24 protein-coding genes are annotated in these 23,347 nt (G+C 60.2%); 16 read left to right on the top strand and 8 right to left on the bottom strand.

Annotated features, from left to right (window positions below; all coding sequences use genetic code 11):
* The first annotated feature begins 35 nt into the window (after window positions 1-35).
* The 4 genes from VNS12_RS15280 to VNS12_RS15295 all read left to right on the top strand — a co-directional run bounded on the left by VNS12_RS15280 (window position 36) and on the right by VNS12_RS15295 (window position 3,670).
* On the top strand, window positions 36-1,220 hold the full coding sequence (locus VNS12_RS15280) for an ABC transporter permease (RefSeq protein WP_325488713.1): 1,185 nt from the start codon (window positions 36-38) through the stop codon (window positions 1,218-1,220).
* Window positions 1,217-2,152, top strand: a complete 936-nt coding sequence (locus tag VNS12_RS15285) for an ABC transporter ATP-binding protein (RefSeq protein WP_325488714.1) — start codon at window positions 1,217-1,219, stop codon at window positions 2,150-2,152. Before VNS12_RS15280 ends, VNS12_RS15285 begins: the two co-directional genes overlap by 4 nt.
* On the top strand, window positions 2,149-2,883 hold the full coding sequence (locus VNS12_RS15290) for an ABC transporter permease (protein WP_325488715.1): 735 nt from the start codon (window positions 2,149-2,151) through the stop codon (window positions 2,881-2,883). Before VNS12_RS15285 ends, VNS12_RS15290 begins: the two co-directional genes overlap by 4 nt.
* A 151-nt stretch (window positions 2,884-3,034) precedes the next feature.
* Entirely contained in the window at window positions 3,035-3,670 is a 636-nt protein-coding gene (locus VNS12_RS15295; protein ID WP_325488716.1) for a trimeric intracellular cation channel family protein, read from the top strand.
* Here the strand turns inward: VNS12_RS15295 and VNS12_RS15300 are convergent.
* From VNS12_RS15300 to VNS12_RS15320, 5 genes are all read right to left on the bottom strand, one after another.
* Window positions 3,652-4,788 (bottom strand): succinylglutamate desuccinylase/aspartoacylase domain-containing protein, encoded by a 1,137-nt coding sequence (locus VNS12_RS15300; protein WP_325488717.1) that lies wholly within the window; start codon window positions 4,786-4,788, stop codon window positions 3,652-3,654. The genes VNS12_RS15295 and VNS12_RS15300 overlap by 19 nt on opposite strands.
* A gap of 7 nt (window positions 4,789-4,795) precedes the next feature.
* Window positions 4,796-5,554: an ABC transporter permease gene (locus tag VNS12_RS15305; protein WP_325488718.1), complete on the bottom strand. Its 759-nt coding sequence runs from the start codon at window positions 5,552-5,554 to the stop codon at window positions 4,796-4,798.
* Window positions 5,555-5,557: 3 nt separating this feature from the next.
* On the bottom strand, window positions 5,558-6,397 hold the full coding sequence (locus VNS12_RS15310; RefSeq protein WP_325488719.1) for an ABC transporter permease: 840 nt from the start codon (window positions 6,395-6,397) through the stop codon (window positions 5,558-5,560).
* 69 nt (window positions 6,398-6,466) lie between these two features.
* Window positions 6,467-7,213, bottom strand: a complete 747-nt coding sequence (locus VNS12_RS15315; RefSeq protein WP_325488720.1) for a transporter substrate-binding domain-containing protein — start codon at window positions 7,211-7,213, stop codon at window positions 6,467-6,469.
* An 81-nt stretch (window positions 7,214-7,294) separates the two neighbouring features.
* Entirely contained in the window at window positions 7,295-8,062 is a 768-nt protein-coding gene (locus tag VNS12_RS15320) for an ABC transporter ATP-binding protein (protein ID WP_325488721.1), read from the bottom strand.
* 266 nt (window positions 8,063-8,328) lie between these two features.
* On the opposite strand from VNS12_RS15320, the gene VNS12_RS15325 reads away from it, so the two are divergent.
* Complete coding sequence (locus tag VNS12_RS15325) at window positions 8,329-9,480, top strand: GGDEF domain-containing protein (RefSeq protein ID WP_325488722.1); 1,152 nt, start codon at window positions 8,329-8,331, stop codon at window positions 9,478-9,480.
* Here the strand turns inward: VNS12_RS15325 and sseA are convergent.
* Complete coding sequence (gene sseA, locus VNS12_RS15330) at window positions 9,466-10,317, bottom strand: 3-mercaptopyruvate sulfurtransferase (RefSeq protein WP_325488723.1); 852 nt, start codon at window positions 10,315-10,317, stop codon at window positions 9,466-9,468. The two genes, VNS12_RS15325 and sseA, sit on opposite strands and share 15 nt — an antisense overlap.
* A gap of 8 nt (window positions 10,318-10,325) precedes the next feature.
* Window positions 10,326-11,267 (bottom strand): nucleoside hydrolase, encoded by a 942-nt coding sequence (locus tag VNS12_RS15335; RefSeq protein WP_325488724.1) that lies wholly within the window; start codon window positions 11,265-11,267, stop codon window positions 10,326-10,328.
* A 213-nt stretch (window positions 11,268-11,480) separates the two neighbouring features.
* Between VNS12_RS15335 and rirA the strand changes: the two genes are divergently transcribed.
* Entirely contained in the window at window positions 11,481-11,936 is a 456-nt protein-coding gene (gene rirA / locus VNS12_RS15340) for an iron-responsive transcriptional regulator RirA (protein ID WP_325488725.1), read from the top strand.
* 198 nt (window positions 11,937-12,134) lie between these two features.
* On the opposite strand, the gene VNS12_RS15345 is transcribed toward rirA, so the two are convergent.
* On the bottom strand, window positions 12,135-12,770 hold the full coding sequence (locus VNS12_RS15345) for a TetR family transcriptional regulator C-terminal domain-containing protein (RefSeq protein WP_325488726.1): 636 nt from the start codon (window positions 12,768-12,770) through the stop codon (window positions 12,135-12,137).
* Between the two features lie 202 nt (window positions 12,771-12,972).
* Between VNS12_RS15345 and aptA the strand changes: the two genes are divergently transcribed.
* The 10 genes from aptA to VNS12_RS15395 all read left to right on the top strand — a co-directional run.
* Entirely contained in the window at window positions 12,973-14,301 is a 1,329-nt protein-coding gene (aptA, locus tag VNS12_RS15350) for an omega-aminotransferase AptA (protein WP_325488727.1), read from the top strand.
* A gap of 2 nt (window positions 14,302-14,303) precedes the next feature.
* Window positions 14,304-15,797 (top strand): CoA-acylating methylmalonate-semialdehyde dehydrogenase, encoded by a 1,494-nt coding sequence (locus VNS12_RS15355; protein WP_325488728.1) that lies wholly within the window; start codon window positions 14,304-14,306, stop codon window positions 15,795-15,797.
* Window positions 15,798-15,819: 22 nt separating this feature from the next.
* On the top strand, window positions 15,820-17,070 hold the full coding sequence (locus VNS12_RS15360; RefSeq protein ID WP_325488729.1) for a Zn-dependent hydrolase: 1,251 nt from the start codon (window positions 15,820-15,822) through the stop codon (window positions 17,068-17,070).
* Between the two features lie 48 nt (window positions 17,071-17,118).
* Window positions 17,119-17,316, top strand: coding sequence for a hypothetical protein (locus tag VNS12_RS15365; RefSeq protein WP_325488730.1), 198 nt, complete (start codon window positions 17,119-17,121; stop codon window positions 17,314-17,316).
* A gap of 86 nt (window positions 17,317-17,402) precedes the next feature.
* Window positions 17,403-18,854 carry a dihydropyrimidinase gene (gene hydA, locus VNS12_RS15370; RefSeq protein ID WP_325488731.1) on the top strand — a complete coding sequence of 484 codons (1,452 nt, stop codon included), beginning with the start codon at window positions 17,403-17,405 and terminating at the stop codon, window positions 18,852-18,854.
* Window positions 18,855-18,949: 95 nt separating this feature from the next.
* Entirely contained in the window at window positions 18,950-19,729 is a 780-nt protein-coding gene (locus VNS12_RS15375) for an ABC transporter ATP-binding protein (protein ID WP_325488732.1), read from the top strand.
* Window positions 19,730-19,733: 4 nt separating this feature from the next.
* On the top strand, window positions 19,734-20,615 hold the full coding sequence (locus VNS12_RS15380; RefSeq protein WP_325488733.1) for an ABC transporter permease: 882 nt from the start codon (window positions 19,734-19,736) through the stop codon (window positions 20,613-20,615).
* Entirely contained in the window at window positions 20,612-21,487 is an 876-nt protein-coding gene (locus VNS12_RS15385; protein WP_325488734.1) for an ABC transporter permease, read from the top strand. The genes VNS12_RS15380 and VNS12_RS15385 overlap by 4 nt, the downstream gene beginning before the upstream one ends.
* A gap of 107 nt (window positions 21,488-21,594) precedes the next feature.
* Complete coding sequence (locus tag VNS12_RS15390; RefSeq protein WP_325488735.1) at window positions 21,595-22,590, top strand: ABC transporter substrate-binding protein; 996 nt, start codon at window positions 21,595-21,597, stop codon at window positions 22,588-22,590.
* A 263-nt stretch (window positions 22,591-22,853) separates the two neighbouring features.
* Window positions 22,854-23,347, top strand: a 494-nt coding sequence (locus tag VNS12_RS15395; RefSeq protein ID WP_325488736.1) for a ThuA domain-containing protein, incomplete at its 3' end; no start/stop codon positions are given.

Consider the following 23,347-nt stretch of genomic DNA (forward strand, 5'->3'; position numbering starts at 1 on the left):
AGTAGGGACGCCGTGTGAGAGCGGCCCGATCCATCTTGGCAACTTTTGCTCCTGTGCGAGCCGCATCGGTCCGATTTGACAAGCTCGGCGCTATTTTGGCGGCGCTGGGACTGTTCGCTCTGTCGTTCCAGCCATTTCTCATACTGCGAGCCAACCGGATCGCGCCGGGCGAGGCGGTGTCCGCCGTGGGGGCGCTGGGAGCGGGCGGAGCGGTTCTGATCGCGGTTCTGGCGGCGGTATGCCTGTTGCTTTTGTTCCGCGTACCGTTGGTATTGCGGTTGCTGGTCACCGGGCTGGCGCTGCTGGTGCTCGCCATCAGCATTGGCCTGGGAGCGAGTGCGCTGATGGTCGAAGGCAACACTTATGCGCGGGCGTCGCCGGGTGCGGGCGCATGGGTGATGGCTTTCGTGCTTGCGATGGCCATGGCCGACGCATTGGCGCGATTTGCATTGGGGCCACTGGCAAGAATTGGCATTCTGGCGGGCATTGCGCTCATCGTAGGATTCATCATTTCCACCGGAATCTGGGACGATCTGGCGGTTCTGCGTGAATATGGCGCGCGACAGGCCGCCTTCGGGCGCGAGCTGGAAACTCATCTCGCGCTGGCATTCGGATCGGTTGCGGTCGCGGCGCTTGTCGGCGTGCCTGTGGGCATTGCCTGTTATCTCGTGCCCAGGATGCGGGCGGCGATCTTGAGCAGTCTCAATATCGTTCAGACCATTCCATCGATCGCGCTGTTCGGTTTGCTGATCGCACCGATGGCGTGGATCGGGGCCAACGTTCCGGGCGCAGCGCAACTGGGTATTGCCGGCATCGGGTTTGCGCCCGCCTTTGTGGCGCTGTTCGCCTATTCGCTCCTGCCGATGGTGTCCAACACCGTGGTTGGCCTCGATGGGGTGCCGCGCGAGGCGGTTGAGGCAGCGCAGGGGATGGGCATGACCGAAAGCCAGCGGCTGATCCGGATTTTGCTGCCATTGGCCTTTCCCGTGATTCTGGCGGGCATCAGAATTGTGCTGGTGCAAAATATCGGGCTGGCGGTGATTGCCGGACTGATTGGAGGTGGAGGCCTCGGGACTTTCGTGTTTCAGGGGATTGCCCAGACCGCCATGCCGCTGGTCCTGCTGGGTGCTATCCCGGCGGTTGCGATGTCTTTTGCAGCTGCCATCGTGCTCGACGCGATCGTCGAGTTGAGCCGGGGCGATGTCAGGACGTCAGCATGATCGACATTGAAAATATCACGAAGTCCTATGATGACCGGGTCGTGGTCGACAGCGTTACCCTCACCATCCCGGACAATGAAATCGCGGCAATCGTCGGCACTTCCGGCTCAGGCAAGACCACCCTGCTGCGGATGATCAACCGGCTGGTCGAGCCGGATAGTGGCACGGTACGGATCGATAAGCGCGATACCCGCGACGTGCCGCGCCATCAGTTGCGACGCCATATCGGATACGTCATTCAGGGCAATGGCCTGTTTCCGCATCAGGATGTGGCCCACAATATCGCCACCGTGCCCAGATTGCTGGACTGGCCGAAATCCAAGATTGCGGCGCGGGTCGATGAGTTGCTGGACATGTTCCAGCTGCCTCCGGACGAATATCGCAATCGCATGCCCCATGAGCTTTCGGGCGGGCAGATGCAACGGGTGGGCGTGGCGCGGGCGCTGGCCGCTGAGCCCTCGGTGCTGCTCATGGACGAGCCATTCGGGGCCCTCGACCCTGTTATACGCGCTAAGGCGCAGGCCGACCTGCTGGAGATCCAGCGCAGGTTCGGCACCACCATCCTGCTGGTTACTCACGACATGGATGAGGCGATCAGGCTGGGCGGGCGGATCGCCGTGATGAGCGAGGGGCGGGTGCTGCAATATGGCTCCCCGACCGAGATCATTACCCACCCTGCCGACCCGTTCGTCGAGGCCATGTTGGGCTCCGGGGAAAAGTCGTTCAGGCTGCTGGCTCTGGCCAGTGTGGGGGAGTTGGTGGAACCCGGTGCGGCGGACGGTGCGCCGATCGAGGCCGGAAAATCGCTGCGCGAAGCGTATGCGGAAATGCTGTGGTCGGGACGCATGGAACTGCCCGTGATGCGCGATGGCGTCCTTGTGGGCAAGGTGACGAGGATGGCGCTCGACACACGGGCAGCCGGGCCGCAATGAAGATCGGAACCCTCGTCCGGCTGGGCGTGCTGGCGCTGCTGGTTGCATTCATCGTTTTTCCAGCGGGTTTTGAGCCGGTGTTCGCGCCGCTGGCGCGCTTTGGAGCGCCGGGAATCTACACTCAAACCTCGATCCTCTCGCTGACCCTGAGCCATCTGGCTATCGTAATGGTGGCAACCGGGCTGGCGACGGTCATCGCGGTCGGATTTGCGATTATCGTGACACGCCCCTTCGGGGAAGAATTCCTGCCGCTGTCGCGCGCCGTTGCCAATATCGGGCAGACATTTCCACCAGTGGCGGTGCTGGCACTCGCGGTGCCGATTCTCGGGTTCGGCACCGGGCCAACCCTTGTTGCCTTGTTTCTCTATGGACTGTTGCCGATTTTCGAGAACGCGCTGACGGGACTGACCGGGTTGCCGGCTACGGTCCGCGAAGCCGCGCGGGCCAGCGGGATGACCGGATGGCAGCGGTTGATCGGAGTGGAATTGCCGTTGGCGTTCCCTGTCATCCTGGCAGGCATCCGATTGTCGGTGGTGATTTCCCTGTCGACGGCGACGATCGGATCGACGGTGGCGGCCCGGACATTGGGAGAGGTCATCATTGCCGGGCTGGTGTCGGGCAATACGGCGTTCGTGTTGCAGGGCGGGCTGGTTGTGGGGGCATTGGCGGTGCTGATCCATGACGCGCTGGTCGCGGTCGAAACGAAGCTGGCCGGTCACATCGGGCGGTAGCAGCGGGTTACGCAATGCGAAAGTGCTTGGCGGGCGGCTGAAACTGGCTTGCCGTTGTAATCGGGCATCTGATACAGGCCGCATCATCATCCAACTATCGATCGCTGGACGAGAGTCCTGCCGCAGAACTTTTGCAGTTTAGGAGAGAGCCATGCTGCTGCACACGATTTTCGTGATTGCCCTGGCCGCAGAAGCGATGACTGCGGCGCTGGCGGCAGGCCGACGCAATATGGACTGGTTCGGGGTTTGCGTTTTGGGCTGCGTTACCGCGCTTGGCGGCGGCACCACGCGCGACATCCTGCTCGGGCACTATCCGCTGATCTGGGTGGAGGAGCCGGGGTATCTGCTGGTGACCATTGCGGCAGCGATGTTCACCATTGCGGTGGCGCGGGTGATGGAGCGGTTGCGGCTGATCTTTTTGCTGCTCGATGCGGTGGGGCTGGTGGTGTTCACGATTGTCGGTTGCCAGATCGCCATGGACATGGGGCAACCCGCAATGATCGTGATCGTGGCCGGATTGATCACGGGGTGTGTCGGCGGCGTTCTGCGCGACGTGTTGTGCAACGACGTGCCGCTGCTGTTCGCCGGAGAGCTTTATGCCACGGTGTCGGCGGTGACGGCCTGCATCTATTTCTTCGGAGTGAAGGCAGGACTGCCGGTGGATGCTGTGACCGTGGTCGCTGCGGTGATCGGCTTTGCCTTCAGAACGCTGGCAATCGTGTTCAAGCTCGAAATGCCGCGGTTTGTCTATGCTCCGGTGCGGGGTAATCAGTCCTCCAAGAGATAACCCGCGCGGCCTTCAATGGGATCGGTGCCGACGATCTTGGCAATCGAAGTTCCGGGTGTCACGAATTTTGAGATGTTGCGCGAGATGACGCGTCCGGAGGTGCCGGCCAGTATGGGCGTGCGGGCGATGAAAGCTTGTGGGCCATCGAGGGAGATGAGGTCGGCGATCGGCTGGCCTTTTTCGACACTGTCGCCCAGTTCCACCCGGTAGGCGAGCAGGCCGGCTTTATCGACACGCAGCATCTGGGTGGCGCTAAGGGGCAGGGGCATCGGGGCGGACGGTACGTCCGGTGGGGTGCCGGCGACAAAGCCCTTTGCCTGAAAGAATGCGTAGAGGCGCTGTGCATCGTCCTTGCCGTCAGCGTCGAATACATCGGGGCGGCCACGATATTCGAGGGTGGCGGCGTGGGCGGAAAACGGGATGGGGTGATCAGGATGGGCGGCGCGCAGTCGGGTCCATAGTGACGGCCAGACCTCATCGAACGACCCGCCCCCCGAATCCTCGGCGGTCAGTTGAGCGACCGAGCCCATGTGGTCGGCCAGATCGGTCAGCCCGGACATGGAGTCCGGGGTGACGAACAGGTGGACCAGAGCCTCGTTATCGCAATGGAGGTCCAGGACATAGTCCGCGTCATAGGCGAGGGACATCACCAGATGGCGCAGTTTCTGCAGGGCCGTTTGCGGCGATTGCCGATCAAGCCACTCTCGGACAGACTGGCGGACCATGGAGACGTTGGCTTCCGCGTCGTCGGTAAGGCGGGCCGCAATGGTATCGCTTACGGCGGCGAAAAGATCGGGCCAGCGGCGGTTAAAATTCAGTCCCGAGCGGAAGTCGTAGCGGCCAATATGCTCGCCGAACAGATGCTGGCCCATGCCGAGTGGATTGACCATCGGCAGGATCGTGAAGCGCGCGGAAAGCTCGCCTTTGTCATCGGCCTCGCGCAGCAGCGGCAACAGATGATGCAGGGTCATGATGCCGGGTTGTTCGTCGGCATGGAGGGCGGCTTGCAGGTAAATCTTGTGACGGGCCGTCGCGGGACCGATGTGGAAGACAGAAAGTTCAGCCACGGTGCCGGGGGAGCCGGTGTCGATGTGGTGGATGTCGTGATCGAACGCCATTGCAAACCTACCGGATATATTTGGGACCAAAGCGCAGGCGGGGCCGTGCGCGGGTGCGATCGCCGGGCATGTGGCGCATCATGCGCTCATAGGCCAGCCCGAAGATAAAGAAGATGACCATGGAGATGGTCAGGAACCACAGCGCAGCGACGGAAAGATGCAGGAATGCGTTGTAATCGCGTTCGAACAGTTCTTTAGCCTTGCTCAAAATGTCCTTCTGATTGCCGATTACCGGCAGGGTGAAATAGACCAGCGCTGTCGCGTGGAACAGGAACACCACCTCATTGGTATAGGCTGGCCAGGCAACACGGATCATGTTGGGCCAGGTGACCGTGCGGAAGACCTGAAGCGGGCTCATGCCGTAGGCGCGGGCGGCTTCGAGTTCACCACGCGGAACGGTCCGCAGGGCGCCATAGAGAATTTCAGCCGTGTAGGCAGTCGTGTTCATCACGAGAGCGAGCGGGCCGATAAATAGCGGATTGGTCATCAACCAGGTGATGCCCATGGGGCGAAACCAGATCGGGTTGAGCGCAAGCGCTATGGAATAGAACAGGAAAAACTGGATGAACAGCGGCGAGCCGCGAAAGGCATAAACATAGGCCGAGCACAATTGCCGCACGACTGTATTTCGGGAATTGCGGCCCAGCGCGCACAGGAGCGCCAGCCCAAAGCCGATCGGCAAGGACACGGCGGCAAAATAGATGTTGAACACCGCCGGATAGGCATAGGTGAGGATATCGGCCCAGATGGCGGACAAAAGGCCCATGGGTCAGCCCTCCACCGGCATGCCGCGCCGCGCCCAGTCATTGAGACGGGTGAAGGCCCGCTCGGACAAGAGCGTCACGAGAATATAGAAGATGAACAACGCCAGATAATAGGCCCAGCGCCAGTCGCCATGCACGAGTCCGGCTTGCGGCAGGTAATTGGGCGAGCCGAGTTGACCGGCCCACCAGACGATATCGGCGACCTGAAGCAGCGACAGCAGCGAGGTCGCCTTGACCAGAAGCATCCAGACATTGGAGAGGCCAGGCAGGGCGTAAGCCCACATCTGCCGTATATGCACGCGCGTGAGCACCTGGCGCTCGCTCATGCCGAAAGCTCGGGCCGCCTCAAGCTGGCCAGGGGGAACGGCCCGCATGGCTCCGTGGATCACATTGGCCGTGAATGCACCATAGATGATGCCCAGGGAGACGCAGGCGAGAATGAGATATTCATTGGTCGACAGCAGCCAGTTGGCCTCGCGGCAAGGCGGCCAGTTCGCCTGGCTGGCGGCAATGGATTCCGGCGTACAGACCTGAAACGACCAGATCCATTCGACGCCCTGCTCGAATGCTAGCGGGAAAAACAGGAAAAACAGCACATCGGGGATGCCCCGGACCATGGCGATATAAACAGTGCCGATGGCGCGCAACGGGGCAAAGCGGGAGGCCTTGGCCGTGGCGCCAAGCAAGCCGAACACGAGCGCGAGCAAGGCCCCGAAAATGGCCGCCATAATGGTGAAGCGAAAACTGGCGTACCAGTTGAGATGTTTGCCGTTGGTCAGGTAGCGCGCCCAGAACGAGACGTCGTCACCCAGCCAGTCAAACAGCCAGAAAGCTTCGGCTTCCACGGCCATCCCCCCGAGAGGTCATCTCTGGCGGTGGTGCCGCCAGAGATGAGAATTGTAACCGAAGCGAAATCAGTAGGACGGTGCCGTGTCGCCGTACCATTCCGCCAGCAAGGCGTTGATGGTGCCGTCGGCCTTCAAGGCGCCAATAGCTTCGTTGAGGGTGGCGAGCAGGTCGGTATCCTCCTTGCGGACACCACCGGCAACCCCGTCACCAACCAGCACTTCCGGGCCGATGATTTCGAGTGCGCCGCCCGAATTTTCCACGACAGGATCGAGGGAAGACCCATCGGCAAGCACGACGTCCACGTTCCCCGCAGCCACGTCGGCGATCGACTGATCGAAGGTGGCAAACGAGACGATGGTGTTGTTGCTGCTGAAGTTTTCCTCCGCATAGCCGGCCTGTATCGTGTTGCTCTGCACCCCGATCCGGAGTCCAGACGGATTGTCCAGATCAAGATCGGTGCCGGCGATCACGATGTATTTGGACGGGTCGGGCGGGAAATAATCCTCTGTGAAGTTGATCGACTGCAGGCGTTCGTCGGTAATCGACATGCCCGCCATGATCACATCGTAGTTGCCGGCGACCAGATTGGGGATGATGGGATCCCATTCGCTCTGCACGAATTGGCAGGTCCGATTGATCTGCTCGCAGATGGCGTTGGCCAGGTCGATTTCATAGCCGGCAAGTTCGCCGGCATCGTTGACGAAATTCCACGGGGGATAGGCTCCCTCGGTTCCCACGCGCAGGACATCCTGAGCGTGAGCGGCTGTGGAAAATGCTGCCAGAGCGGCAGCGGCGAGTATCACCTTTTTCATTGATCGACTCTCCCTAAATTTTTTGGTTGCGGTGATAATGACCGGGTCCCACCTTACGCATGATGTTGGGTTCCCTCCCGGTCAGGCGTGCCCGGCTGCGCTCAAAAATTGGCGCAGCCGGTCAGATTTTGTCGCGCCGAAGACCTCCTCGACGGTGCCGTGCTCCTCGATCCGGCCCAGATGGAGGAAAATCACCTTGTCGGAGACTTCGCGCGCGAATTTCATGTCGTGGGTGACGAGCAGCATGGTGCGGCCTTCATCGGCCAGCATTTTGATGACCCGCAGAACCTCGACTTCGAGTTCGGGATCGAGCGCTGAGGTGGGCTCGTCGAACAGCATGATCTTGGGGTTGATGCACAGTGCCCGCGCAATGGCGGCGCGCTGCTGCTGGCCGCCCGAAAGCTGAGCGGGAAAAGCGTCCGCCTTTTCAACGATGCCGACCTTTTCCAGCAATGAGATAGCCTGATCGTACACTTCGTTGCGATCGCGCTTTTGCACGTGAACCGGAGCTTCCATGACGTTTTCGAGAATCGTCATGTGGGACCAGAGATTGAACGACTGGAAGACCATGCCCAACTCGGACCGCACACGGCGCAATTGCCCTGCGTCGGTGGGGTGACGGTCCATGCCCTCAGCCGAGAGGGCAACCTCTTCGCCGTCGATGACCACGGAGCCCTGATTGGGCACTTCGAGCATATTGATGCACCGCAAAAGGGTCGATTTTCCCGACCCTGAAGAGCCGATCAGCGAAACGACATCCCCCGCCCGTGCATCAAGCGATACACCTTTGAGCACTTCGAGATTGCCAAAGGACTTGTGAAGATCCCTGATCTCCAGAATCTTTGCCATGCGTCTGGGGCGGCCCCTTATGGTTATTGTTTCCTCCTCCGGGTGGCTGACCAAAGGCCTCCCTGTGCCACCGGAAGCTACAGCAAACCAGAAAGCGGTGAGATTCAAAAGCGAAAAGAGCGAGTTATGCGGATTTTTCGACCAAACGGTCAAAAATCGGAGCTTTCGCGTCGCTAAGGGTTTGGATACCAGTCGCCAAAGATCAGTACCTTTCCCGATCGCGTGAATGATAGGTTCGCGGCGGACCAACCTGAATTCAGCGTGCTATGGGCTTTGATTACAATTCGCTGCTGATGGCGTCGGGCGCAGCCGGAATCGCGCTGTGCTTCACCTTGCTCATTTCCTGGATGCGCGAGCGCGCGTCCGGGTTCCTGCTCACGTGGGCGATTTCCATTGCCATCATCATTATGGCAATCGGCGGGTTTTCCATTTTCCACTCCACGGGCAATGGAGTGCTTTCCACGGCTGCGGGAATCCTGATGGTTGCCGGTTTTGCCGGCAGCTATGGTGGGATGACGCAGTTCCGCGACGGGCGGCTCGACTACCGGACTACGCTGATCCTTGGCGGAGGGGGGACGCTTCCGATCCTCATCGTAGGAGTTTTAGGATATGACGGGCTCGGCTTCGGTCTGACCAATCTGATAAGCGCGATGTTGCTAGCCTATTGCGGGTATCAATACTGGCTGGCGCGCCGGGAATCACCGGGGCCGATCTCGGCCATCGGACTTCTGCATGGCTTGCTCGCGTTTTCCTATCTGTTGTGCGCTATTGTCGCGCTGACCGAAACGCCGCTCTATCTCAATGGGCAGTCCCCCGACAATTGGGCTGAAGGGATCAATCTGGTTGCTGCGGTGATTGCGATCACGGGGATTGGAGGGTTATTCATCACCATCCACCAGGAGCGCATCAGCCGACGCCATCAGGTGGCGTCGCTGACCGACGCCTTGACGGGCATCCAGAACCGGCGGGCGTTGTTCGAGCATTTCAGCATCGGCATCGTCCCGCAGGGCACGGCGTTGGTCGTGTTCGATCTGGATAACTTCAAGGTCGTCAATGACCGGCATGGTCATGGGGTCGGCGATATGGTGTTGCGCAGTTTTGCCGCCATACTGGTCGAAAATTGCCGCGCAGAGGATATGGCGGTGCGCCTCGGAGGCGAGGAGTTCGTGCTGGTGCTGTCCGACAGTTCATCTGTCGACTCGCTGGCGCTGGCTGAGCGTATCAGGGCGATCATGGGGCGAACGAGCTACCCCGCGGGAGATGAGTCGATCGTCTGCACGGTCAGTGCCGGAGTTGCGATTGCGGAAAAGACCGGGGTGAGCCTCGATACACTGATCCGCAAGGCGGACAATGCGCTCTATCTGTCCAAACGGTCAGGCCGCAATCGCGTGTCTGAGGTCAAATCAAACGCCGCTTGAGCTGGCCGGGCCGGTTTCGACCGGCGCGTCGGAGCGTGCGCCCCATTCGGCCCAAGAGCCATCATAGAGCGCGACCTCGCGGGCCCCTATGGTATCGAGGGCGAGTGCGAGGATGGCGGCTGTCACTCCCGATCCGCACGACGTGATGATGGGCTGTTCGGGATCGATACCGGCACTACGGATGATCTCTTCCAGTTCGGGATCGGATTTCAGCCGTCCGTTGGCAATCAGTTCGCCGAACGGCAGGTTGCGGCTGGTGGGGATGTGCCCGGAGGCGAGGCCGGGCCGGGGTTCGGGTGTGTCTCCGCTAAAGCGCGGTGCGGGGCGGGCATCGAGGATCTGATCGCGCGCCTGGCTGGCGGCAAGCACGTCAGCGAAGGAGGCGACGGCACCGGGGCGAAGCTTGGCGGCAAATGTCGTCGGTAGTGCTTTGGTTTCGCCTGCTTCGAGCGGGCGGCCTTCCGCGCGCCATTTTAGACCGCCGCCTTCGAGAATTTTCACCGCTTTCGCCCCCATCACAGTGAACGTCCACCAGGCGCGGGCGGCGGAAAACAGCCCATGCTCATCATAGACGACAAGGGTGGCATCTGACGAAATGCCCAGCGCGCCGGCCATCGCTCCAAAGGTGGTTTCGTCCGGCAGCATGTGGGGCAGGTCGGTGCTGGTATCTGCGACCTGATCGATATCGAAAAAGATTGCTCCGGGGATATGGCCGGCGAGGAACTCATTTCGGCCATCGCGACCGGAATTGGGCATATGCCAGGAGGCGTCGATTATCTGGATAGCGGGATCATCGAGCCGGTCTGCAAGCCAGGAAGTCGTGACAAAATGGGACATGGCGGTTCCTATGGCAGGCGTGCGATGCGCTCGGCGATCAGGGCGAAGAACGCGTCCGAATCACCGGATCGGATGAAGTTGGCGTTGGGCGCGCGATCGGTGACGTGCCAGTAGTCGGTGACCGTCATGCCACGTGTGAGCGCGCTGCCGGTCTCGATTTCGACGTTGCAGGTCTTGCCCTCGAAAATCTGCGGCGCCAGAAGATAGGCGATGACGCACGGATCATGCAGCGGAGCGCCGGGGCCGCCATATTTTTTGAGGTCGAAGCGTTCGGAAAAGCCCAGCATGGCAGCGACAGCCATGCCCGAGCGGTTGCCCAGCGCGGCAAAAGCCGCGATACGGTCGGGGGTTCCGAGCATCTGGTGGGTCACGTCGAGCGGCATCATGGTGATGGGTGCGCCGCACTGAAAGACGGTCTGCGCTGCCTCTGGGTCGACATAGATGTTGAATTCGGCAGCGGGGGTAATATTGCCGACTTCGAAATAGGCCCCGCCCATCAGCACGATCTCCTCGATGCGCGACGCGATATCGGGCGCCTTGACGAGGGCCATGGCCAGGTTGGTCAGCGGGCCAAGGGCGCACAGGGTAACGGTTTTTTCCGGTTCGGAGCGCAAGGTTTCGATGATGAAGTCGACGCCATGCTGCTGCTGTAGCGCGATTTCGGGTTCAGGCAGATCGGGGCCATCGAGGCCGGACTGGCCATGGACATGCTCGGCGGTGACCAGTTCGCGCATCATGGGCCGTGGACAGCCCGCAAAAACCCGAACATCATCACGGCCGGACAGCTCCACCACTTTGAGGGCATTGCGGGCATTCTGGGCGAGGCCGACATTGCCGGCAACTGCGACGACGCCGAGGATGTCGAGCTCTTGCGGACTGGCCAGCGCCAGCAGAATGGCGACGGCGTCGTCCTGGCCGGGGTCGGTATCGATGATGATCTTGCGTGCCAAAATGGTCTCCGTGAACTCGTCTCTGCACAGCGATCCTAGTCAAGGGTCGGAAAAATGAAAGCGTCAGCGCCGATAGAAATCATGAAAGAACTGGTCAGCTTTTGTTGACATAGTTTAGAATTGTTATAAACTTCAGCCATCGCCCGGCCTCCAAAGCGGGGGGAAGGGTACGGGAACTTTGCGCTGTAGGCGCCACAAGACAGGACGAAAACGATGAGATTGACACGCCAGTCAAGCTATGCGGTGCGTACGCTGATGTATTGCGCGATCAATGTGCCCGAGTTGTCCAGGGTAAGCGATATTGCAAAAGCATACGGGATTTCGGAGCTTTTCCTGTTCAAGCTCATCAAGCCACTTGTTGAAAACAATCTGATCGAAACCGTGCGGGGGCGTCATGGCGGCATCCGTCTGGGGCGGCCAGCGGCTGAGATAACGTTGCTCGATGTCATCAAGCTGACTGAAGAAAACTTCTCTCTGGCCGAATGTTTTGATGGTGGGGAAACCAGCTGCCCGCTGGTTGGCGGATGCGAGCTAAGTGCCGCCCTGCATGAGGCGCTCGATGCTTTCTTTGCAGTTCTGGCCTCCTATACGATTGCCGATCTGACCGACAAGCGGCGGGCCATGCGGTCGCGCCTTGGTATTGAAATGCTCGGCCTCGAACTGAACTGACCGGCTGGCTCTGCCGGTTAACCAGCACTAATTTCCTCATTTACTCAAACATGATCTTTACAGTCATGTTTGAGTCGGCTATACACGTTCTTGCAGGAGTGAGGCCTGCCCCTTGGCCCTGTATGCGGAGCGCCAAAGCCGTGTACAGGGCCTTTTTGCGTCTGGTGATCTGCCATCCCGAAAAGGCGCTACAGGCCGTTATTTCGGGGTCAGGCCGTGTAGGTAGAGCTGATCGAGAAACAGCGCCGCGTCCTCGAACCTGTTGTCTCCACCACGTTCAGACCCAAGCACGGCCTGCACCTGGATGTCGAAATCGGCATAGTGCTGCGTGGTCGCCCAGATCGAAAAAATCAGGTGATAGGGATCGCAGCGCGCCAGTCGGCCCTCCGCCATCCAGCCGGTGATAATCAACGCCTTTTCATCGACCAGTGTCTTGAGGTCCGTATGCAGGATCTCATAAAATCCGGGTGCCCCGCGCAGCATTTCGTTGGCAAACAGACGGCTCTCTCTCGGAAAATCGCGGCTCATTTCCAACTTGCGCCGAATATAGGATCGGATCTCGGATAAGGCGTCGCCTTCTGGGCTCATTTCGCGAAGGGGCTCCAGCCAGGTGTCGAGAATGCGCGCCAGGAGGGGGGCGTGAATATCTTCCTTGGATTTGAAGTAATAGAGCAGGTTCGGCTTGCTCATGCCGGCAGCTTCGGCGATCTGGTCGATGGTCGAGCCGCGGAACCCGAACTGGGAAAAAACGTCGAGAGCCGCCTCCAGGATAACTTCCTGTTTCTCGCGCTGGATGCGCGTCTTTGGCCTTGGGCGCTGTGCTTTTGCACTCATAAAATAGGGTTTGCCTTGCCTTTGGCGATGCCGTCGATGGCACCTTCGAACCAGGCCTGACTTCGAGTTGGCGAAGCAGGCGATGAATTATTGCCCTTGCACGTGTGAAAGACAGTGCTAGAATTTTTCCAATCGGTCAAAAAAAATCTGATCGAATTCAACAGCCGGTGTGTGTCAGCCGGATGAGGCGAGAGAGGGGCAAATGTTGCAAGAAGCGCCGTCCATTCCTAACGACCTTTCGGCTTTCTGGATGCCGTTTACGGCAAATCGTCAGTTCAAGCAAAACCCGCGGATGTTCGTGGCTGCCAAGGACATGCACTATACGACCGCTGATGGGCGGCAAGTGCTTGATGCGACGGCCGGGCTTTGGTGCGTCAATGCGGGGCACTGCCGTCCGCTGATAACAGAGGCGATCCAGAAGCAGGCGGCGGAACTCGATTATGCGCCCGCCTTTCAGATGGGGCATCCAAAGGCGTTCGAGTTGGCGAACCGGCTGGCTGATCTGGCACCCGAAGGACTGGATCATGTGCTGTTCACCAATTCGGGATCGGAGTCGGTCGAGACCGCGCTCAAGGTTGCTATCGCCTATCAGCGGGCGATCGGAGAGGGTGCGCGAACCCGGCTGATCGGGCGCGAACGCGGCTATCACGGGGTCAATTTCGGCGGCATTTCCGTCGGCGGCATTGTCTCCAATCGCAAGATGTTCGGCACCTTGCTAACCGGCGTCGATCATATGCCCCACACCCACGATCTGGCCCGCAATGCGTTTTCGCGCGGCGAACCTGAATATGGCGCTGAACTGGCCGATGAGCTGGAGCGAATCGTTACGCTTCACGACGCTTCAACGATCGCTGCGGTGATCGTCGAGCCGGTGGCGGGGTCGACGGGGGTTCTGATCCCACCGCCGGGATACCTCAAGCGCTTGCGCGAAATCTGCGACCGGTACGGCATTATCCTGATCTTCGACGAGGTGATCACCGGGTTCGGGCGGCTGGGTGCGCCCTTTGCTGCGGATTATTTTGGCGTGACGCCAGACATCATGATCACCGCGAAGGGGCTGACCAACGGTGTTATCCCTATGGGAGCCGTGCTGGTGTCGTCGAAAATTCACGACGCCTTCATGACCGGGCCCGAGCACCTCATTGAGTTTTTTCACGGCTATACGTATTCCGGCAACCCCATAGCCTCGGCGGCAGGTCTGGCGACGCTGGAGACCTATAAGCAGGAAGGGTTGCTGACCCGGGGCGCCGAACTCGCGCCCTATTGGGAAGATGCGTTGCATGCGCTGCGGGATGCGCCGCACGTTATCGATATCCGCAATATCGGGTTGGTCGGCGCGATTGAGCTTGAACCGATTGCCGGGCAGCCGACAAAGCGAGCGTTTGCAGCCTTTGTAAAAGCGTATGAACGGGGCGTTCTGATCCGGACGACGGGGGACATCATTGCCCTGTCGCCGCCTCTCATCGTCGAAAAAGCCGATATCGACCAGATCGTCGATACCATCCGCACGGTCCTCGGGGAGGTGGATTGAGCATGCAAGTGATCGAAAATGCCATTGCAGGCAAACGGGTTGTCTCATCGTCGGGACGCCGCGCTCCGGTCTATAACCCGGCCACCGGGGAACAGATTGCCGAGCTTCCGCTATCGCTGCCGACCGAGATCGATGCAGCCATAGCATCGGCCAAAGCGGCGCAGCCGGAATGGGGACATACGCCACCGCTGAAACGGGCGCGGGTGATGTTCAGGTTCAAGGAGTTGCTCGACCGCCACGCGGCCGATCTGGCACGGCAAATCTCGCGCGAGCATGGCAAGACCCATGATGACGCTCTGGGGGAAGTTCAGCGCGGCATCGAGTGCGTGGAATATGCCTGTGGCATTCCGGAACTGCTCAAAGGCACCTTCAGCCGCAACGCCGGGCCCGGCATCGATACCTATGATGACCGGCAACCGCTTGGCGTCGTCGCCGGGATCACGCCGTTCAATTTTCCCGCCATGGTGCCGATGTGGATGTATCCGGCAGCCATCGCCTGCGGCAACGCCTTTATCCTCAAGCCTTCCGAACGCGATCCGTCGGCGACGGTGTTCGCCTGGAACCTGATCATGGAAGCCGGGCTGCCGGAGGGGCTGCTCAACATCGTTCACGGTGACAAGGAGGCCGTGGACCATATTCTGGACCACCCCGACATCAAGGCGGTGAGCTTTGTGGGGTCAACCCCGATTGCCGAATATGTCTATCAGCGCGGCACCCGGGCCGGAAAGCGCGTTCAGGCCCTCGGCGGGGCCAAGAACCATATGGTGATCCTCCCCGATGCGGACCTGGATCAGGCGGCCGACGCTTTGATGGGCGCCGGGTACGGGTCCGCTGGAGAGCGCTGCATGGCGATCTCGGTTGCCGTGCCGGTTGGGGAAAAAACCGCCGATGCCCTGATCGAGCGGTTGAAGCCGCGGGTCGAGAAGCTCAAGATCGGCCCGTCGACTGACAGAGATGCCGAGATGGGGCCGTTAGTGACGGCGCAGCATCGCGACAAGGTGCTCGCCTATATCGATCAGGGCGTGAAAGAGGGAGCGCAACTCCTTGTCGATGGACGTGGCTTTTCATTGCAGGGCTATGAAGACGGGTATTACGTTGGCGGCACATTGTTTGATCGGGTGACGCCGGACATGACCATCTACAAGGAAGAGATTTTTGGCCCCGTGCTGTCCGTCGTCCGGGCGGGTGATTATGCGGATGCGGTGAAGATCGTCGATGGTCATGAATACGGCAACGGAGTCGCCATCTTCACACGCGATGGCGATGCGGCCCGTGACTTCGCCGATCGGATCGAAGTTGGGATGATTGGCGTCAACGTGCCGATCCCGGTGCCCGTTGCCTATCATTCCTTTGGCGGCTGGAAGCGGAGTCTGTTCGGCGATCATTCGATCTATGGACCCGAGGGTATACATTTCTATACGCGGCTGAAAACCGTCACCACCCGGTGGCCGGCGGGCATCAAATCGGGCGCCCAATTTACCTTTCCGACGCTGTAAGATTTTCAAGGAGTTTCAGAGCATGGCCAATCTTGGTGACAACCTCAGGATCAATGGCGACAGGCTCTGGGACTCGCTGATGGAGATGGCGAAAATCGGCCCGGGCGTGGCCGGGGGCAACAATCGCCAGACGCTGACCGACGCCGACAAGGAAGGCCGAGACCTGTTTCAGCGCTGGTGCGAGGACGCCGGGCTTGAAATGGGCGTCGACAGGATGGGCAGCATGTTTGCCCGCCGGGAGGGCACCGATCCCGACGCACTCCCCGTCTATGTGGGCTCGCACCTCGACACCCAGCCCACCGGGGGGAAATTTGACGGGGTGCTGGGCGTTCTTGGCGGGCTCGAACTGGTGCGTACGCTCAACGATTTGGGGGTGAAAACGAAACATCCGATTGTTGTCACCAACTGGACCAATGAAGAGGGCACCCGCTTTGCTCCAGCCATGCTGGCCTCGGGCGTTTTTGCAGGTATGCACGATCTGGACTGGGCTTACGATCGGGTGGATGCCAAGGGGCTGAAGTTCGGCGATGAGCTGCGGCGCATCGGCTGGGTGGGCGATGAGGACGTCGGCGCGCGCAAGATGAAGGCGCTGTTCGAGCTTCATATCGAGCAGGGACCGATCTTGGAAGCCGAAGGCAAGGATATCGGCGTCGTCACCCACGGGCAGGGGCTGTGGTGGCTGGAGGTTACGCTTACCGGAAAGGACGCGCATACCGGCTCGACGCCCATGCCGATGCGTCGCAACGCCGGGCTGGGCATGGCGCGGATGACCGAACTGGTCCACCAGATCGCCATGAGCCATCAGCCTGACGCGGTGGGCGCCATCGGCCATTGCGATTTCCATCCCAATTCGCGCAACGTTATTGCCGGCAAAGTCGTGTTCACCATCGATTTCCGCTCGCCGCATCAGGATATTCTTGATGCGATGAAAGCACGGTTCGAGGCCGAAGCGCCCAGGATCGCCGAGGAACTGGGCCTTGAGATGGGGATTGAAGTGACGGGGCATTTTGATCCCGTCACCTTCGACGCAAATTGTGTCGATGCGGTGCGCAATGCGGCCGAACGGCTGGGCTACTCGCATCGCGACATCGTCTCTGGCGCGGGGCACGACGCCTGCTGGGTCAACCGGCTCTACCCCACCGCCATGGTCATGTGCCCCTGTGTCGACGGGCTGAGCCACAACGAGGCGGAGGACATTTCCAAAGACTGGGCTACAGCCGGGGCGGATGTGCTGCTGCACGCGGTGCTGGAGAGCGCGGAGATTGTGGAGTGAGCGGGGTGCGCCTATATTGTAGGCGGTCGCCGCAGGAAGGAATGCTCCATGTCCACCGAAAACGTCGTCCTCGAACATTTGCGTGCGATCCGCTCGGCGCAGGATCGGCATTCGGACGATTTGCGGGAAATCAAGGGCCGGCTGGGGATACTCGAACAGCAATATGCAAACCTTTCGATCCGCGTGGATCGGATAGACGATCGCATGGCGCGTATCGAGAAGCGGCTCGAACTCGTCGAGGCCTGACTGTTCTAATTGAAATCGGAAATTTCCAGCGCCTTGCGATCTAACGCAAGAGCGATGAATGCTGCCGAAATCGGAGGGGAAACACAATGAGCACTGTCATCAAGGGCGGCACCATCGTCACCGCCGATCTCACCTATAAGGCCGATGTGAAAATCGACGGCGACACTATCGTCGAGATCGGCCCGGACCTTTCGGGCGACACTGTACTCGACGCTACCGGCTGTTATGTCATGCCGGGGGGTATCGATCCGCACACCCATCTCGAAATGCCGTTCATGGGCACCTATTCCAGCGATGATTTCGAATCCGGCACCCGCGCGGCGCTGTCGGGGGGTACCACGATGGTGGTCGATTTCTGCCTGCCCAATCCCAATCAGAGCCTGCTGGAAGCGCTATCGATGTGGGACAACAAATCGGGCAAGGCCAGTTGCGATTATGCCTTCCACATGGCGATCACCTGGTGGGGAGAGCAGGTGTTTGATGAAATGGAGGAGATCGTCAAAAAGGGCATCACCAGCTTCAAGCACTTTATGGCCTACAAAGGCTCGCTGATGGTCAATGACGATGAGATGTTTGCCAGCTTCCAGCGCTGCGCGGAGCTTGGTGCATTGCCGCTCGTCCATGCCGAAAATGGCGATATCGTTGCTGAAAAATCTGCCCGGCTGCTTGCGGAAGGCAATAACGGGCCGGAGGCGCACGCCTATTCACGTCCCGCCGAGGTGGAAGGAGAAGCCACCAACCGCGCCATCATGATCGCCGATATGGCGGGCGTGCCGCTCTATGTTGTCCATACCTCGTGCGAGGACAGTCATGAGGCCATCCGCCGGGCGCGGCAGCGCGGCATGCGCGTTTACGGTGAGCCGCTGATCCAGCATTTGATCCTCGATGAGAGCGAATATTTCGACAAGGACTGGGATCATGCGGCGCGCCGGGTGATGAGCCCGCCATTCCGCAACAAGAAGCATCAGGATTCGCTGTGGGCCGGGTTGGCGGCGGGTTCGCTGCAGGTGGTGGCGACCGACCACTGCGCTTTCACCACCGACCAGAAGCGCACCGGCATTGGCGATTTTACCAAGATCCCCAACGGCACCGGCGGACTTGAAGACCGGATGTCGCTGCTCTGGACGTTTGGCGTGAATACCGGGCGGCTGACCATGAACGAGTTCGTCGCCGTCACCTCGACCAACATCGCCAAGATCCTCAACTGCTATCCGAAAAAGGGCGCGGTTCTGCCCGGCGCGGATGCCGACCTCGTCGTCTGGGACCCGAAACGCAAGAAGACCATTTCGGCCAAAACCCAGCAATCAGCAATCGACTACAATGTCTTCGAGGGCTTCGAGGTCACCGGCCTGCCGCGTTTCGTGCTTTCACGCGGAAAGGTTTCGGTTGAGGAAGCGACCATGAAGCACGAGCCTGGTCACGGCCAGTTCGTTCCCCGCCAACCCAATATGCCTGTGAATACAGCGTTTTCGAAGTGGAAGGAATTGACCGCCCCGCGCAAGATCGAGCGCAGTGGGATACCGGTGAGTGGGGTTTGACCCATGAAGCGGGCGTATGGGAAGGAGTCCGGCCTCTCGTTTAAGGGAGAGACGGAGGAGGGACGGTGCTTGGCACCGGGCGAAGGGGCTGTTCTTTGAGTGACGTTGTATCAGCCAAAGGCCTTGGCCTTACTTTCGAGACTGCAGACGGACCGGTTCACGCGCTATCAGATGTCGATCTGACCGTTGGCAAGGGGGAGTTCGTCTCTTTCATCGGGCCTTCGGGCTGCGGGAAAACCACATTCTTGCGGGTGATCGCTGATCTGGAGCAACCGACAGCCGGGTCGATTACCGTCAATGGGACGAGTCCACAAGCGGCACGTAAAGCCCGGTCCTATGGCTATGTTTTCCAGGCGGCGGCGCTCTATCCGTGGCGCACAATCGAGCGCAACGTCGCGCTGCCCCTCGAAATCATGGGCTATTCCAGGGCCGAGCAGAAAGAGCGCATCGCCCGTACGCTGGAGATGGTCAACCTTTCGGGCTTTGAGAAGAAATATCCCTGGCAGTTATCAGGCGGCATGCAGCAGCGGGCGTCGATCGCCCGGGCGCTGGCTTTTGATGCCGATCTGCTCCTGATGGATGAGCCGTTCGGGGCGCTGGACGAGATCGTGCGCGATCATCTCAACGAACAATTGCTCGACTTGTGGGACAGGACCAACAAGACGATCTGCTTTGTGACCCACTCCATTCCCGAGGCGGTTTATCTCTCGACCAAGATCGTGGTGATGAGTCCGCGTCCGGGGCGGGTGACCGATATCATTGAATCCACGCTCCCCCGCGAGCGGCCGCTGGATATCCGCGAGGCGCCTGAGTTCCTCGAAATCGCTGCCCGCGTCCGGGAAGGACTGCGGGCCGGCCATTCCTACGAGGAATAGATCGATGGATTGGGTGCGCCGCTCCAATATCGTTCCGGTCGGCGTTGTGGTGCTTGCCATCATCGTCCTCTGGTACGCCTTTGCGATTGTGCTCAATGCGCCGTGGCAGCAATCGGTCTATGCGCGGGGCGAGATTGTCGACGTGCCGATCGGGCAATATCTAACCGATCTTTATTCCCAGCAGCGCCCGGTGCTGCCCGCGCCGCATCAGGTGGCGACGGAGTTCTGGAATTCGGTGTTCATGGCCGATCCTTCAACGCCGCGCAGCCTGATCTTCCACGCCTGGATCACCCTGTCCGCAACAGCGCTTGGGTTTGTTTTCGGAACGGTGCTGGGCATCGGGCTGGCGGTGTTGATCGTTCATAACCGGGCGATGGATCGCTCGCTGATGCCCTGGATTATTGCCAGCCAGACGATTCCTGTGCTCGCTACGGCGCCGATGATTGTGGTGGTTCTCAATTCCGTGGGACTGTCGGGGCTGATCCCCAAGGCTCTGATCTCAACGTATTTGTCGTTCTTTCCGGTGGTCGTCGGCATGGTCAAAGGGTTCCGGAGCCCGGAAGCCATTCATCTTGACCTTATGCGCACCTATAATGCTTCCGGGGCGCAACTATTTTGGAAATTGCGCTGGCCGGCAGCGGTGCCGTTCCTGTTTGCGTCGATGAAGGTCGGGGTGGCGGCGTCCCTCGTGGGAGCGATTGTTGGTGAACTGCCGACGGGGGCAGCGGGGGGCTTGGGATCGCGCTTGCTGGCGGGATCCTATTACGGGCAGACCACCCAGATCTGGGCGGCCTTGCTGATGGCGGCGGGACTGTCAGCGGGGCTGATCTTTTTGATCGCGGCTGTAGAGCGGTTCACCGGACGGGCCATGGGAGCGCCGGCATGAACAGCGGATGGATCATCACCGCGTTCGCGGTCTGGCTGGCGGGATGGGGGATCAACGAGGCGCTGGTCCGCGTCAGGACAAAGGACCGCGTGCTGGGGACGGCGATTAATGTGGCTGTGCCGCTGCTGTTCGGAGTGACGCTGGTGGTTATCTGGGAAGGGCTGGTGCGGGGCTTTTCGGTGCCAGCGGTCTTGCTCCCCGCGCCGTCGGTGATCTGGGCGCGTATCGTAGCGTCGCTTCCCAATCCGCTCTGGGCCGATTTTCAGCAGACGTTCCTGAAATCGGTACTGATCGGCTATGCGATTGGCTGTGGGTCGGCGTTTCTCGTTGGGATAGCGATCGACCGCTCGCCGTTTCTCAAGCGCGGGCTGCTGCCGGTGGGCAATTTCGTCTCGGCCCTGCCGCTGGTGGGCATCGCCCCGATCATGGTGATGTGGTTCGGGTTCGATTGGCAATCGAAGGCCGCGGTGGTCGTTGTGATGACGTTCTTTCCGATGCTGGTGAATACTGTTGCGGGGCTGAACGCAACGGGGGCCATCGAGAAGGACCTGATGCGCACCTATGCGGCGGGGTATTGGCAGACGCTGGCAAAATTGCGCTTGCCCATGGCCTGGCCCTTTATCTTCAATGCGCTCAAGATCAATTCGACGCTGGCGCTGATCGGTGCCATTGTTGCAGAGTTCTTCGGGACGCCCGTGGTCGGCATGGGGTTCCGGATATCCGCGGCCATCGGACGACTTCAGGTCGATATGGTCTGGGCCGAGATTGCGGTCGCCGCAATCGCCGGCTCGGTGTTCTACGGGGTGATTGCGCTTATCGAGCGCGCAGTCACCTTCTGGCATCCGTCGGTTCGAGGGGGACGGACGGAATAGCCTGAACAGCCCTGTCGCGTTCGGCAAAAACAAGAACAGGGTGAAGGCGGGGAGCAGGCCATGGCACTGGGCCAGGCCACACTCGCGCAACAAGGGGAAACGGCATTATGAAATCGCTTAGAATCATGGCGCTTGCAGGCGCATTCCTGATCGCGGGCACGCCGCTTCAGGCCCAGGACCTGTATCCCGTGACGTTCCAGCTCAAATGGGTCAACCAGGGCCAGTTCGCGGGCTATCTGGTGGCCAAGGACAAGGGCTTTTATGAAGACGAAGGCCTCAATGTCACCATCAATCCGGGCGGCCCTGATATTGCTCCTGAGCAGGTGATCGCCGGCGGCGGGGCGGATGTCATCACCACCTGGATGGCGGCTGGACTGGCGGCGCGCGAGCGCGGGGTTCCGCTGGTCAATATCGCACAGCCCTTTGCCACCACGGCGCTGGAATTCGTGTGCTCGCAAGAGAGCGGCATTCAATCGAGCGCCGACTTCCCCGGCAAGACATTGGGAGTCTGGTTCTCTGGTAATGAATATCCATTTTATGCGTGGATGGCCAAGCTCGACCTGCCCACCGATGGCAGCCCCGAGGGGGTGGAAGTGCTCCGTCAGGCGTTCTCGGCAGACCCGCTGCTGCAGGGGCAGGCCGATTGCATTTCGGTCATGCGCTATAATGAATACAAGCAGGTCCTCGACGCGGGCATTCCGCCCGAGAGCCTGACGCTCTTTAACTATGCCGATGAGGGTGTCGGGATGTTGGAGGACGGGCTGTACGTTCTCGAAGACCGGCTCAACGATGCGGCCTTTGTCGATGCCATGGCGGCGTTTGTCGTGGCCTCCATGCGCGGCTGGGAGTACGCGCGTGACAATCCGGAAGAGGCGGCCCAGATTGTTCTCAATAACGATATGTCCGGCGCGCTGATGCTCGACAGCCAGACCTATCAGGTCATCGAAGCGGCGGCCCTGGTTGGGAACAGCCCGGCTCTGGACATCGATGCCTATGAGCAGACGGTGGCGACATTGTTGTCGGCTGTCTCGGCGGAGAACCCGGCGATCACGGTCGAACCGGAAGGGGCTTATTCCTCTGTTGTCACCGATAAGATCGAGTGATGGCCTGCCGGTAGCGATTGCTGAGAAGAGGCGGAACCATCCGCCTCTTTTTTTGTTCGACCGTTGTATTTTGTCACTCCTAATTCGCGTGCAAACGCGATACAGCGGACGCAATATTATCTGCTTGTGCCGGATAGACGGCGGGCAGGAAATCATGGAAGCGGCAGACATGCGAGGCGCCTCTCCCGGCGGTGCCTCAGTGCGGTCCACAATTCAAAACGTTTTGGCTGAAGGCGGCCAAGCGGGTCACAGGAGTAATGACGATGGCCATCAAGGCGCTGGTCTGGGGCGAGAACATCCACGAACATCAGAGCGAGGCGGTTGCGGCGCTCTATCCGGACGGGATGCATACCCAGATCGCCAGACTGCTGGGTGAGGACAGCGAGATCGAGACCGCTACGGCCGTGCTTCAGGATCCCGAGCACGGCTTGACCGACGAGGTCCTGGCCCGCACCGATGTCTTGTTGTGGTGGGGCCATGCCGATCACGGTGCTGTGGACGATGCGATTGTGGAGCGGGTCGCCAAGCGCGTCTGGGAAGGGATGGGGCTGATCCTGCTGCACTCGGCGCATTTCTCGAAAATCTTCAAGCGGTTGATGGGGACGCCCTGTGCGTTGAAATGGCGCGAGGCGGGGGAACGCGAGCGGCTTTGGGTCGTCAATCCGCGCCACCCGATTGCCGATGGGCTGCCGGAATATTTCGAGCTCGAATATGAGGAAATGTATGGCGAGCCGTTCTCGGTGCCCGAACCGCTAGA

It is taken from the genome of Pelagibacterium sp. (assembly GCF_035555455.1).
Lineage (GTDB): Bacteria > Pseudomonadota > Alphaproteobacteria > Rhizobiales > Devosiaceae > Pelagibacterium.